The sequence below is a fragment of the Acidobacteriota bacterium genome (genome assembly GCA_028875725.1).
Classification (GTDB): Bacteria; Acidobacteriota; Thermoanaerobaculia; order Multivoradales; family Multivoraceae; genus Multivorans.
Genome location: JAPPCR010000006.1, coordinates 1,123,571 through 1,137,333 on the forward strand (window position 1 = coordinate 1,123,571; position 13,763 = coordinate 1,137,333).

Genomic DNA, 13,763 nt, shown 5'->3' on the forward strand with positions numbered 1-13,763 from the left:
GTATCCGACATGTACAGAACCATCGACAGACGCACCTTCCTGCGCGCTTCAGGCGTCGCGCTTGCCCTGCCGCTGCTCGAGACGATGCAACCTTCACTCGTTCGTGCCGCTACCGGCGAGGCGCCGAGGCGGATGGTCAACATCTGCAACACCTTGGGGATCTACCCGGAAGCGTGGTTGCCGAAACAGACCGGCGCTGCTTACGAGACGACCGAGTACCTGCGGATCATCGACAGGCACCGTGAGCACTACTCGCTTTTCTCGAACTTCTCTCACGAGGACCAGACCGGCCGCCAGCCCCACAACTCCGAGGTCACGTTCCTCACGGCGGCCCGCGGCCCCGGGCGGGACGGCTTCAAGAACACGATCTCGATCGACCAGGCGGCGGCCAACCACCTCGGCTACGTGACGCGTTTCCCGTCGGTCACGCTTGGGACGGCGAGCGGGCAGAGCCAGTCCTACACGGCGAACGGCGTGATGATCCCGGCGGAGATCAGCCCGGCCAGGCTGTTCAGGAAGATGTTCCTCGCAGGCGAGCCGGAGGAGGTCGAGCGCGAGTCGCGCAATCTGGCGAGCGGCGGCAGCATTCTCGATCGCGTCAAGGCCGAGGCCTCGGCACTACGCCGGCGCGTGAGTTCAGCCGACCAGGTGCGGCTCGACGCCTACTACGCCGCGGTGCGCACGGCCGAGCAGGAACTGAACGAGGCCGGCGCCTGGCTGAAGCGGCCGAAACCGGTGGTCGCCCTTGACCAGCCCACGGACATCCCGGACAAGGCGGACCTGATCGGCCGCATCCGGTTGCTCTTCAACATGGTTCCCCTCATCCTCGAGACGGACTCGTCCCGCGTGATCAGCATCATGATCCAGGATCACGGCGTCGTGCCCCAGGTCCAGGGCGTGAACGGTTCCCATCACAACCTGTCCCACCACGGCCAGGACGAGGCGAAGATCGACCAACTCAAGATGATCGAGGCCCGGATCATCGGTCAGTTGGACGGTCTGCTGATGGAGCTCCGGGAGCGCGGCGACAGCCACGGCCCGCTGCTCGACTCGACCACCGTCCTGTTCGGTTCCAACCTCGGCAACGCGAACTCCCACGAGCCGAAGCACCTGCCGATCCTGGTCGCCGGCGGTGGCCTCAGTCACGGCAAGCACCACCGGCACGAGGGCGAACACGACGCGCCGCTCAGCAATCTGTTCGTGACCCTGCTGCAGGCGATGGGCGTGGAGACGGACCGGTTCGGCCAGAGCACCGGCTCGTTGACCTGGTCCTAGTCGCTCCGGACCCTGCTGGACGGTCGTTTGGAGCAGCGCCCGCCGCTTCACGGCGTCCGCGTTCTTGAACTGGCCGACGGCGTCGCCGCGGCTTACTGTGCGCGGCAGTTCGCGCTCTGGGGCGCCGACGTCGTCGTGCTGGAGCGTGAAGGCGGCTCGCGGCTGCGACGGATGGGACCGCATGGCGGGGAAGGTGCCGCCAGGGAATCGCTTCTCTGGCAGTTCGTCGCCGCGAACAAGCGGGCGATGTCGCTGTCCTCCGCGTGTCCCGACGCGGACGCGCTGCTCGAAGTGCTGCGGCGAGCCGATGTTCTCGTAACCGACTGGGCCGACGCCGATCTGGAGCGCTGGGGCCTTACGCTGGATGGTCTCCGAGAACGGCTCCCGGGACTGGTTCTCGTATCGGTCTCGCCGTTCGGCCTGGACGGGCCGTACGCCGGCCTCGTCGGGTCGGAGCTGGTGGTTCAGGCGCTGTCGGGTTATGCCGGACTGAACGGCGAGAAGCGCCGAGCTCCGCTCAAGGCGCCCGGCCAAATCCTCGGCTACACCTGCGGGGTCTGCGCCTTCGTCGCGGCTGCCGCGGCCCTGATAGCGCGCCTTGGCAGCGGGAGAGGCAGCTTTGTCGAGGTGTCCGAGATGGAGACGCTGACCGCCATCCTGCCGCTGCTCCGGATCGAGTACACGGGCGTGCATCCCGAGCGCGACAGCGGACCCTCGACCGGCGTGCGGGCCCATCGCTGCCGCGACGGATGGGTGACGTTCGTCCCGCCGCCCGCTAACCAGCTCGGCGACTACGGCGCGGCGCTGGGTGTCGACGACGGGGAGTGGCCGCGGTCTGTGGACGGCGAGGACCCAGTCGCGCGTGTCCGGCGGTTGCTTCCGTTCCTGGCGGGCCGCGTCCGCGAGAAGACGATGGACGAGGTGTTCCACGGTCTCCTGGAGCGGAAGATCGTCTGCGGCAAAGTGGTGAAGCCGGTCGACCTGCTTGCCGAGGAGCATCTCGCTGCTCGCGGTTTCTTCCAGACCCTTCACCATCCGCGGCTTGGAGAGCTGCCATTCGCCGGCCCGGGGGCCAGGCTCGGTCTGACGGACGCGGTGCCGCCGGCGCAGGCGCCGGTGGTCCGTGAACAGATGGAGCCGTCGTCCCTCGATTGGCAGCCGGTCGAGCCGCCGGCCGGGCCAGGGGAGAAAGGCGAGTCGTTGCCGCTGGCCGACGTCGAGATCGTCGACCTGACCCAGGCCTGGATCGGCCCCTTCGCCACCATGCTCCTGGCCGACCTCGGCGCCGGCGTGATCAAGATCGAGTCGCACCAGCGCCCGGACGTCTGGCGGCGATGGCTGGCGAGTCCGGTACCGATGGCGAACGCGCCTCCGGGCCTTGTGAACTCGAGCCCGAACTACAACAGCGTCAACCGGAACAAGCGGTCCCTCTGCCTGGACCTCAAGACCGAAGAGGGCAAGGATCTGCTCCGACGGCTGGCCGCCGGCGCCGACATGGTGATGGAGAACTTCACGCCGCGCGTCATGGAGCGTTTCGGACTCGAGTGGCCGGAGCTCTCGGCGGAGAATCCGGGGCTGGTCATGACCCACTGGTCCGGCTTCGGCAAGACCGGACCGCTGAGTGACTACAAGGCGAACGGAACCTCGATCGAGGCGCTCGCCGGCTGGGACTGGCTCCACCGCTATGCCGGCGGCGATCCGATGGTCATGGGCTTCTACCAGGCCGACGCGATCACCGGCATGCAGATGGCGGCGACCACGCTGGTCGCGCTCTTCCACAGCCGGCGCACGGGCGAGGGGCAGTCGATCGACGGCAGCATGATCGAGGCGGCGGTCGGCTACCTCGGCGAAGTGCTCCTCGATGCCGCGCTGGGCGGCGAGCAGACGCCGCCGGGCAACGGTGACCTGGATCTCGCGCCGCACGGCGTCTACCCGTGCGCCGGGGACGACCGCTGGATCGCCGTGGCGGTCGAGTCCGATGAGATGTGGTGTCGGCTCGTGGCGATTTCGGGTTCCGGGACCCTTGCGGATCCGGCATTCGACCGGCACGCGGACCGCATTGCCAACGCGGAGAAGCTCGACGAGGCGATCGCCGAGTGGACGCGCACCCGGCAGGCGGAGCACCTGATGGAACGCCTGCAAGCCGCCGGCATAGCCGCCGGCGTCGTGCGCACGACCGCCGAACTCATGGAGTGCTCTCATCTGAGAGAGCGGCGCTGGTTCCGCAGAATCGAGCACGCGGACGTCGGCGAGCACCGCTACGCCGGCCATCCCTGGCGGATCGACGGCCTGCTGGAACGCTCCGACGTGCCGCCGCCCCGGCTCGGCGAGCACAGCCGCGAGTTGTTGCGGGAGCGCCTCGGTCTCTCGGAGACCGAGATCGACGACCTCTTCGACCGCGGTGTTACCGGAGCCGTGCTGAGCTAGCGCTCGGTGTGTCGGTGCGCCGGCCCTCTGGCCGGCATCCGTCGCGAAGCACGGTGCGAACTCGCCACGGGGAGATCGTGCGGGGATCTCGAAAAGGTCACACAACCGTCACACAAATCCGTTAGCTTGCCGCGATATGAAGCGGATAGACCTTCTCGCATTCCTTCTGCTGGTCGCGTTGCCGGCGATTCAGGTCGCTGCGCAACCCGCCGGATTTGCCGGCCCGCCGCCTGGCGTCGAGCGTCCCTACGCCGTCCCATCGTTCCTCGACGAGCCGTCCGGCGAGTTACAGGCGGTCACCGTCGGAGGACTCCCTCCGCTGCCGGACTGGTGTGAAGGAACCTGCGTCATCGACATCGCCTTCTTCTACGCCCCCGAGGCGATCGGGCAGACCGATGCCGACGTGCAGGGTCCTGACGCCAGGAACCCTGGCGACCCCTACGGTCCGCAGACCGTTGGCGAACTCCGTGCCGATGTCCTAGGTGCCGTCGTCAGGACGAACATTCTGTTTCGTCACGCCGGACTGGACGCGGAACTCCGGTTTGTTGGCCTGGAGCGCGACCCGGCGCTGGCCGGCCTGGGTACCGGGGCCGCGCTCGACCATGTCCGCCGCGAGCGCCTCCCTCACGCGCGATCCCGGTACGGTGCCGATCTCGTGTCCGCCATCACGGCGGATTCTGAGGCGAGCTGTACCGCCTACGCCCGCGCCGCGGGGGTGAGCCTGGAGTGGGCACGGTCCCACGCGGCCAGCGTGCTCAAGACCTCGTGTTTGGGAGACTACGTTCTCGCCCATCAGGTGGGCTACAACCTGGGTCTGCTTCGCCAGCCGGGGCAAGCAGGGAACCACGGACATGCTCCCTTCGTGCCCTTCGGCCATGGCTACGAGGGGCAAGCCAAGTTCGGATTGAAGATGTACGGGTCGGTCATGGCTGTCAACGTCCGCGAGGTTGACAGGTTCTCGACTGTCGAGCCCGTGTACGGCCGCGTCCTGGGGGATGCAGACGTGAGCGATGCCGTCAGGGCTCTGCGGTACACGATTCCCGACGCGGCCCGCTATTCGCCGACCGTCGTCCCCGAACGGGTCGAAGACCCTCACGGCTACGGTTGCCGGCCGTCGCCGAGCCGGGCCTGCCTCAATGAGCGGCGTTTCGACGTCTCTGCGCGCTACTCCACGCAGACCGTCTCGCGGGCACCTGCGAAGCGGCTCGACGTCTACGGCATCGGCGACTCGGGGTCGCTGTTCTACTTCTTCGAGCCCGACAACCCCGAGATGCTGTTCAAGGTGGTCGACGGCTGCTGGTTGAACGACCATTGGTGGGTGTTCGGCTCCGCCGCCACCGATCTGGCGTACGAGGTCGCCGTCGAAGACCTTGCGGACGGAGGCGGGACGGTCGAGTACCGGCACAACGGCGGCGGCGTGATCGTCGCCGACAACGGGTACTCGACCTCTGCGGGCGTGATCACCGACACGTCGGCGTTCCCTTGTGGGCAATCCGCGGCGAAAGCCGGCGAGCGCCGGGGCGGGCCGGCTGTCCACGCTGCGCCCTCATATGAACAGCCCACGGCTTCCGGGATCGTCGCCGCACGGGATGCCGCCGGCACGCGCGACTACGGCTGTTCTGGTGGCGCTGGCGACTGTCTGAACAACTGGCGTTTCAGTGTAGATGCCAGTTGGTACCGTGGCAGTGGTCTCTGGGGTCCCGTGCGTCTCGTGCCGGTCCACGGCCTTGGCAACGGGGCGGCGCTGCTCTACTTCTTCGAGCCGGACAATCCGGAGATGCTGCTCAAGGTAGTCGATGGCTGCGAGATCAATGGACACTGGTGGGTGTTCGGGTCGGCGGCAACGGACCGGCCCTACCAACTTAGGGTCGACGACTGGGCGACTGCCAAGCGTGTCTCCGGGGGTGTGGGCTTCCGGCGCTGGAACCTGTACGAGCACCACGGCGAAGGGCGAATCACGCGTTTCATCGCCGACCTTGGCCGGATCATTCCTCCCCACGACGGCGGTTACTCGACCCAGGCGGGCGTGATCAATGACACGACTGCGTTCCCGTGTGACGAGTGACGGCCTCGCGGCGCTCTCGAGGGTTGCGCCGGTCGTTGGCTCGAACAGGGAATGGGGACGGTTGAAGCGACTTGTCGTCATCGCGCTTCTGTCTCTCGGTTGCGTCCGGGAGGCAGATTCTGACTGGCCACAATGGCGTGGACCGGAGGGACTTGGCGTCTCAACCGCAACCAGTCTTCCAGTGGAGTGGTCGGATGGGGAGACGAACACTCGCTGGACCGTCGCACTTCAAGGACTGGGGAATTCGTCTCCGATCGTCGCTCTCGACACCGTCTACCTCACGGAGGCGCGGCGAGAGAATCCGGGGGAGGAGCCCAGACGTTTCTCCAGATGGCTGCTAGCCATTGACGGCGAGAACGGCGGCCTGAGGTGGGAGAAACGAATCTCAACCGCGGATGCAGAACCAAAGCACCGGGAGAACACGTTCTCCAGTCCGACTCCGGCTGCCGACGGACAGGGTGTGTACGTCTACTTCGGCGCTCACCTGGCTCGCGTGCTCCACGCAGGAGAGGTTGACTGGCTGGTAGAGGTGGCCCCGGATTACGCTGCCACTTCGCGCTACGGCGCGGCGAGTTCTCCCGTGCTCGCTGCGGATGTCGTTGTGGTCATGCAAGACCGCGAATGGGGCTACCGGCGCCGACCTTCACACACGGGGTGGATCGCCGGCTTCGACCGCGATAGCGGCGCGCTTCGGTGGAAGCACGAGTGGGCCGGCGAAGAGGGTCCGTGCTGTACCTACACTACGCCCCTCATCCTGAGGAGCGGGTCGAGAGAGCGGTTGATCGTCGCCTACTCCTGGATCATGCGCGAGTACGATCCGCAGACAGGCGAGATTCTCTGGTCATACGAGTACACGGACGGCGGCTGGGCGATCAACCAGTTGGCGTCCAGTCCCGTTTTCGAGAACGATCTTCTGGTCGTTTCGGGCGGCGCTCACGGTGTCAAGTCAACTCAGGCATTCAGCTTCGCGGCGTCGGACTCGGGCAGCATCCCGACGTTGCTCTGGGGCAATGAGCAGGCGGTTCCCGAAACCAGTTCCCCACTGCTCATGGACGGCGTTCTCTACACCGTCACGGACAACAGGACGATGAGTGCCTACGATGGGCACACGGGCCATCTTTACTGGAGGCAGAGGCTCCCTCCGAACGGCAAGTACCAGGCCTCGCTCCTGGGTGGGGCCGGTCGGATCTATGCGGCCGCAACCGACGGGGTCGCGGTCATCGAGGCCGGCAGGGAGTTCAAGCTGCTGGCGAACAATGTCTCGGATGGCGGCCTCACTAACGCATCGCTCGCCGTCGGGGCTGACTGTTTGCTGCTGCGAACGCTAACCGCGCTTCGTTGCATTGAAGGCTCAGAGTCGACGGTCAGGTCAGAGCAGTCGGGTCCGGCCGAGCCTGAGGCGTACTGATGATCCGCTTCGCTTCGCTGCTTGCTGGCCGCCGGCGCTCCCTGCTGTGCACGTTGGTGGCGCTGTTGTTGGCGTTCTCTTCTGCGGCTCAGGCGCAGCGGCTGCTGACTCTGATGCCGGGCGCCGGACAAGCGGCATCCGCAGCGCGCCTGGGCCCTTCGATCGGGCCGGTGCCGACGGCCGCAAGGGTCGACCTGGAACTGCTACGTAGCGCACCGTTGCGACTGGAAGTGCCGACGCCCGACGGCAGCGTCCTGTCGGCGGAACGGAGCGTGTTCGAGGACCGGGGCGGCGGCGACCTGATGTGGTCCGGCGGCCAGCCTGAGGCGGGGTACGACACGGTGGTGTTGACGGTGGAGGGTGGCCGCTTGGTTGGCCGGTTCGGGGCGGCGGGCGGCGGCGTGTACCAGATCCACGCGGAGCGGGACGGCCGTGGCGGCATGGCGCCGATCGTTGGGCCGGACGGTTCCGAGCCGTGGTGCGCGGTGGAGACAGATGCGGACGGTGGCCACGACGTTCATGCCCATGGCCTGGCAGACGTCTATGCAGCGGATCCACCCGAGCCCGTGAGCAACCCGCAGAACCACGAGAGGCTGGACATCCTGGTGCTGTACACGGCGACAGCCGCCGAGAATTGGGCTGACCGCGGTGGCGCCCTGGCTTCGATTCGCCATGCCGGCGACTACCTGAAGATGGTGTTTCGGAACAACGACCTCCCGGTCGAGCCGCACATCGTGCACGTCGCGCAGGCGTCGGCCGCTTTGGATCGGGTGGGAAGAGACCTGGGTCGGCACGAGTGGCAACCCTTCGGGGAAAGCGAGTTGCTGAGCCTCCACATGGGGGATCGGGACGGGGTCTTGCCGCGTCTGCGACTCGAGCACCGGGCCGACATGGTCTACCTCTTCCATGGAGAGAGCCGTCATCTGCACGGCGGCGTCTGCGGCAGGTACAGGCTCTTGGAGAAGAACGATGAAGCACGCTGGGTCGTTCCGAGCGGCTGGTCATCCAATGACCCGACGTGCGGCGACTACGCCGCGGTCTTCGTTCACGAACTCGGCCATGGTCTGGGGGCCCACCACGAACCCGCGAATCTCGTGGGTTTGTTGGGTTTGGGAAGGGACCCTTGGCTCAGGCTCTTCGCACCGTACGCTCTTGGCCATGTGAACTACGACGTCATGCCGGGCCTCGGCACGGCGATGAGCTATCAGGGCCAAATCGAGCCGTTCTTCTCCACCACCCGAATCAAACCCTACGGTGGTGCGACCATCGGTGTCGCGGACCAGCAGGACAACGCCCGGACCCTGCGCGAGACCGTTCCCATGATTGCCCAAGTCAGCGACTACTTGAGGTCGATCGAGGGCCTTCCAGCGCAGCCGAGCAACCTCCGAGGTCGGCTTGAGGGCGCGTTCGCGAGCCTCTCCTGGCAGGACAACGCGCCGGATGCAGACGGATACTACGTGGATCACTACGTCTCTTGGGGAGAGGACTCTCTGCACGATATTGTTCGGGTCGAAGGCCGGACCGAGGCGGTTCTCCCTCTGAAGATCACAGTGCCGGGAGCGCGACACCAATTCGCCGTACTCGCGGGGAAGAAGGGCGACGTCTACTCTCTCGCCAGCAATCGCATTGCCCTCATCTTCCCGGGCGACCCGATCGAAGCGCCGTCGGACGTCTCGGTGGCAGTCGATCCTCAGCTTGGGGCCGTCGAAGTCCGTTGGGCCGACAACTCCGACAATGAAACCGGATTCGACGTGCAACTTCTGCGGGCCGGGGACCCGATCCGGCGGCAGCGGTTGCCAGCAGGCAGTACGAAGACGAGCTTCTACGCCTCGAACGTGTTGCCCCGGCAGCGCGCCGAGTACGAAGTGCGAGTCTTCGCCTTTAGCTCGTCGGGCCAATCCGGGAGCAGCGGAACAGTGGCTTTCCGGTGGGATCACCCGCTCGCGGTCGGGCCGGTTGCCAATCTCTCGGCGACGGCCATTGAGCCGACCAAAGTGCGCGTCACGTGGACGGTCGATCCGGAGGTTGGGGGGTATCGTGTCGACGCCGAACTTCCAGGTTGGCAGGCTTCCCGCAACTGGTTCCCGCCACTCGACGGTGCTGTCGACACTGGGTGGATTGACTTTGAGGGTCTGGCGCGTGGCGGCCGCTACACGTTTGAAGTGACCCCGAGTCGGCCCCGCGGTTTGCCATCCAGGGTCTACCTTGCTTTGGGGGAGCGCGACGCGGGTCCAAGGGCGCCGTCGGACCCTTCCCTGACCGACGACGGAGAACTACGCCTGAGCTGGACGGACAACTCCACCGACGAAACGGGCTTCGAGATCCAGGTTGGTGTCGTAGAGCCTGGGTCTGGCGGGTTTGGACACCGACAGAGTTGGTGGCGAGCGGCAACCGCCCCTCTGGACACGGAATCGGCCTTCGTCAGTACGCCGGTGAATCTCGGTGACGAGCTCCGTGTCCGGGTGTTTGCCTACAACGAGCGAGGGTTTTCCTTCGGCAGTCCTCGCGTGCCCGAGCGGCCGGCGGGGCCCGCCGGTTCCTGCCAGGCCGACGCTGAAACGCTTTGCCTCCAGAACTCGCGCTTCCAGGTGAAGGTTGGCTGGTGGAACGCCGATGGCGAGTCAGGGGTCGGACAGGTCGTCGAGGACCGCACCGACGACTCGGGCATGTTCGAGTTCTTCGGTCCCGAGAACTGGGAGATCCTGATCAAGGTGCTGGACGGCTGCCGGCCCAGCGGGCGGATGTGGGTGCTGGGCGCTGCAACGACGGATCTGGGCTACCGGATCGTGGTCACCGACACGGTCACCGGTGAATCGCGGTCGTACGAGAACGAGCCGGGCCAGCGGGCGCCGGCGATCGTTGACACTGACGCCTTCTCAAGGTCCTGCGGCGGCGGGGAAGGGCCTTGAAGGTGTGGCGCCCGTGAGATCAGGTCGTTACGGCCGATAGCTGGGCCCCGTCGCCGGCCCGAGCAGCTCCGCCACCACCACCCGCCGCGCGTCGCGCAGGAAGTCCACCAGCAGGGGCCGCGTGTCACGGGGATCAATGATCTCCTCGACGCCGAAGGCGTGGGCATTGCGGAAGGGCGAAGAGATGGCAAACAGACGCGCTTCGATCTCGGCCCGCTTCGCCTCCGGATCCTCGGCTGCCTCGATCTCGCGCTTGTAGGCGATCGCGGTGCCGCCCTGGATGTGCATCGAGCCGCCGTGGGCCGAGGGCCAGGCGTAGCGGCGGTAGAAGCCCTGGCCGCGCCAGTGGAGTCCTCCGGCGACGCCGTAGAGCTGGCGGACCACGAAGCAGATGTACGGCGTCCGGCTCGAGTTGAGCGCTGATACGACGCGGGCGCCAGCCCTCACGATGCCCAGGCGCTCCTGCGCGGGCCCGACGGAGAATCCGGGCTCGTCGGCGAAGTAGACGAGCGGCAGGTGGAAGGTCTCGCAGAGTTCCAGCAGCCGGAGCATCTTCTCGCCGGCCGCGATGTCCATCGAACCGCCGTTGAAGCGCGGATCGTTGCTCATGACCCCGCAGGGGATGCCGTCGACGCGGGCGAGGCCGGTGACGCGGGCCTGGCCGTAGAGCGGCCCGATCTCGAAGAAACTGCCTTCGTCTACGACGGCCTCGATGATCTCGTGCGGATCGTAGGTCCGGCGCCGGTCCCTCGGCACGACGGACAGCAGCGACTCTGCGCGCCGGTCCGGATCGTCGTCCGGCGTCCGCTCCGGCGGCGCTTCCCAGACGCTCGTCGGCAGGTACGAGAGAAACCGGCGCACCTGGGCGATCGCGTCGGCCTCGTCCTCGGCGAGGTTCATGACGACGCCGTTCCTGATCTGGGTGCGTTCGTCGCCCAGTTCTTCCTTGGTGATGCGCTGCCCGGTCGCCTGCTCGACCACCTTCGGACCGCCGACGAACACTTGGCTCGTGCCCTTGACCATGACGCTGAAGTGACACAGGCACGCCTGCACGGCCGGCAGACCGGCGACCGAGCCCAGGACGGCCGAGACCACCGGAACGGCCTGCAGGAGATGGGTCGACACGTCGGTTCCGGCGCCGCCGGGCAGGTAGGTCCTGCCGATCTGCTCGAAGGTCTTCACGCTGCCGCCGGTCGCATCGAGTAGCCGGACGAAGGGGAGCCGGCTGCGCAGCGCGAACTGCTCGGCGAACCGGCTCTTGTTGCCGATGTTCGCGTCCGAGGCGCCGCCGCGGATCGTGAAGTCGCCGCCGGAGAAGGCGACCTTGCGGCCGTCGACGCGCACCGTCCCGACGACCATGTTGGACGGCTTGAGCGCCGCGACCGTACCGTCTTCCCAGGTCGCCGTACCGGCCAGCGCGCCGATCTCGTGGAATGTCCCGGGATCCGCCAGCAGATCGACGCGTTCGCGCACCGTCAGCTTGCCGCGGCCGTGCTGGAACGCGACGCTGTCGGCGCCGCCCATCTGTTCGGCCATGCGGCGCTGCCGTTCGATCTCCTTGACGTCTTCGTTCCAGCTCATCGGTTTCTCGGGACGCAGTAGTCGGGATTCTCTCATTCCGTGGTGCCTGTCTGTGCGTGTTGAATTTTCAGCACTCGTCGGCTATGGTGTCGGGAATCGAGTGGAGATGCCGCAGCCACGGATCGCACGCGAGGCCAAGGTGAACGAACTGCCCCTACTCAGCAGACGAGAGCGCGAGGTCATGGACATCGTCCATGAGGCGGGAGCCGCGACGGCCGCGCAGATCCGGGAACGTATGGCCGAGCCGCCCACGTACTCCGCTGTGCGATCGGTGCTCCGGATCCTTGTCAACAAGGGACATCTCGCCAGTGAGCAGGAGGGCGCTCGCTATCTGTATGCACCCACAGTGCCCGCTTCGCGCGCGCGACGTTCCGCCATGCGACACGTTCTCAGGACGTTCTTCGGCGGCTCGGTGGAGGGCGCGGTAGCCACGCTCCTGGAGCTTGATGAGACGACACTCGCTCCGGAAGAGCGAGCGCGCATTCAGGCGCTCATCGACGAGGCGTCGAGGGAGGGCCGGTGACCGAGTTCGTCGTGACAATGGGAGTATCGAGCTTGGCGAATCTCTTCGTCCGGGCAACGATCGTGTTGCTGGTGGCGCTGGCTCTTCAGTGGTTGACCCATAGGGGGCCGGCACTGACGCGTCACAACTTGTGGACGCTCACATTCGCGATCCTGCTTGTGCTGCCTGTCGTTAGGCTGTTCGGTCCGACCTGGGATGTGCCGGTGCTTCCCGAGGCCGGCGGACCGGCCGACGAAGTGCGGCTTGAGACTTCGGCGCTGGCTGTAGAGGCTTACGCGACTGCTGCTGCCACAGAACCTGCGCCTCCTGCCCGGGTCGCTTCCGCGTCCGGCGAGGCCTTGGAGTCGCCTCCTCTCTGGGGCTTGGCCCGGCTGGCCTTCCTCGTGTGGGCGACCGGCTGCGGAGTAGCACTCGCATCCGTTGGTGTTGGAGCCCTGCGGTTCCACAAGCTGGCTCGCAACGCGTTGTACGTGGAGAATGAAGCCTGGCTCCGGCGGTTGGAAGAGCTACGAAAGGACCTGGCCATCCGGACCGAAGTGCGGCTCCTTCAGGGGAAGGGAGTCCTGACTCCGATGACGGGAGGCATACGGAAGCCGGCCATCCTGCTCCCAGTTTCGGCGGTGGACTGGTCTGATGCGCGGTGTCGCATCGTCCTTGCCCACGAACTGGTCCATGTCCGCAGGCGTGACGCTCTCCGCCAACTCGTGGGCCGTGCGGTGCTCGCGCTCTACTGGTTTCATCCGCTGAGTTGGGTGGCGTCGTGCATGGCTGGCGCGAGACGTGAGGAAGCCTGCGACCAGGATGTTCTGCTAGTCGGTGTCCGACCGTCGGAGTACGCAGAGCACCTTCTCTCGCTCGCTGAGGCGAGTGCCCCAGCTCGAGCGGTCCTGTCGCTGCCGATGGCACATCAGTCACGGTTGGAGAGCAGAATCAGGGCTGTCCTCAGACCCAGTCGGGCGCGTCCCGGCAGTGTTCTGGTTGCTGCAGTTGCCGCCTTGACCACCGTCGTCCTCGCCGGAATCTCCGTATCGGTCGTCGACCCGGTCCGCCAGGAAACCGACCGGTACATCGGGGCGAAGGTCGCCAACGCATCGGACCGAGAGGCCCGAAGGGACGGCCGGCTCTTCGTTGCCCCCGTGCTCGAGAGCGACCTCGACCAGGAACTCGCGAAACTGAAGATCGCGTGGAGCGTCGGTCGTCACGACCCGCTCGATCGTTGATCTCGTAGATTCGTGTCTGCCTCACCGCCAGCCCTTGCCGAGGTCCTCCTGGATCAGCGACAGGTGGGTCTCGTCAGCCTCGACAGTAGCGGCGCGATCGTCGGGACGAATGCACGCGGGCGCGAGATCCTCCGGCAGGAGCTGGGCCTTTGCGAGCGCGATGGGAAGCTGCGAGCTCAGCGAGCGCAGGATGCCGAAGCTCTGGAAGGCCTTGTGGCGCCGGCTGTCGGCGATGAGCACGAGTCAGGGGCCGGCGGGTTTGCTGCTGTCCGTGGCTGGCCGAATCGGCGTCCGTTGACCGTGTACGTAAGCAGGGCGAACGGCAGTCACACGGGCGTCGCTGCCCTTGTGGTGA

9 protein-coding genes are annotated in these 13,763 nt (G+C 66.6%); 7 read left to right on the forward strand and 2 right to left on the reverse strand.

Annotated features, from left to right (window positions below; translation table 11 throughout):
* The first annotated feature begins 9 nt into the window (after window positions 1-9).
* From OXI49_06605 to OXI49_06625, 5 genes are all read left to right on the forward strand, one after another.
* Window positions 10-1,275, forward strand: coding sequence for a DUF1552 domain-containing protein (locus OXI49_06605; GenBank protein MDE2690170.1), 1,266 nt, complete (start codon window positions 10-12; stop codon window positions 1,273-1,275).
* Between the two features lie 27 nt (window positions 1,276-1,302).
* Window positions 1,303-3,702 carry a CoA transferase gene (locus OXI49_06610; GenBank protein MDE2690171.1) on the forward strand — a complete coding sequence of 800 codons (2,400 nt, stop codon included), beginning with the start codon at window positions 1,303-1,305 and terminating at the stop codon, window positions 3,700-3,702.
* A gap of 136 nt (window positions 3,703-3,838) precedes the next feature.
* Window positions 3,839-5,767 (forward strand): hypothetical protein, encoded by a 1,929-nt coding sequence (locus OXI49_06615; protein MDE2690172.1) that lies wholly within the window; start codon window positions 3,839-3,841, stop codon window positions 5,765-5,767.
* A complete protein-coding gene (locus tag OXI49_06620; GenBank protein MDE2690173.1) occupies window positions 5,757-7,175 on the forward strand; it encodes a PQQ-binding-like beta-propeller repeat protein in 1,419 nt (472 codons plus the stop codon). Before OXI49_06615 ends, OXI49_06620 begins: the two co-directional genes overlap by 11 nt.
* Complete coding sequence (locus OXI49_06625) at window positions 7,175-10,084, forward strand: hypothetical protein (protein MDE2690174.1); 2,910 nt, start codon at window positions 7,175-7,177, stop codon at window positions 10,082-10,084. The genes OXI49_06620 and OXI49_06625 overlap by 1 nt, the downstream gene beginning before the upstream one ends.
* A gap of 27 nt (window positions 10,085-10,111) precedes the next feature.
* Here the strand turns inward: OXI49_06625 and OXI49_06630 are convergent, their stop codons facing one another.
* Window positions 10,112-11,665, reverse strand: coding sequence for a hypothetical protein (locus OXI49_06630; GenBank protein ID MDE2690175.1), 1,554 nt, complete (start codon window positions 11,663-11,665; stop codon window positions 10,112-10,114).
* A 106-nt stretch (window positions 11,666-11,771) separates the two neighbouring features.
* Here OXI49_06630 and OXI49_06635 point away from each other — a divergent pair, with 106 nt between their 5' ends.
* Both OXI49_06635 and OXI49_06640 read left to right on the forward strand, forming a co-directional pair.
* A complete protein-coding gene (locus OXI49_06635) occupies window positions 11,772-12,188 on the forward strand; it encodes a BlaI/MecI/CopY family transcriptional regulator (GenBank protein ID MDE2690176.1) in 417 nt (138 codons plus the stop codon).
* Window positions 12,185-13,408: a M56 family metallopeptidase gene (locus OXI49_06640; protein ID MDE2690177.1), complete on the forward strand. Its 1,224-nt coding sequence runs from the start codon at window positions 12,185-12,187 to the stop codon at window positions 13,406-13,408. The genes OXI49_06635 and OXI49_06640 overlap by 4 nt, the downstream gene beginning before the upstream one ends.
* A 21-nt stretch (window positions 13,409-13,429) precedes the next feature.
* Here the strand turns inward: OXI49_06640 and OXI49_06645 are convergent, their stop codons facing one another.
* Window positions 13,430-13,648, reverse strand: coding sequence for a hypothetical protein (locus tag OXI49_06645; protein MDE2690178.1), 219 nt, complete (start codon window positions 13,646-13,648; stop codon window positions 13,430-13,432).
* Window positions 13,649-13,763: the final 115 nt, after the last annotated feature.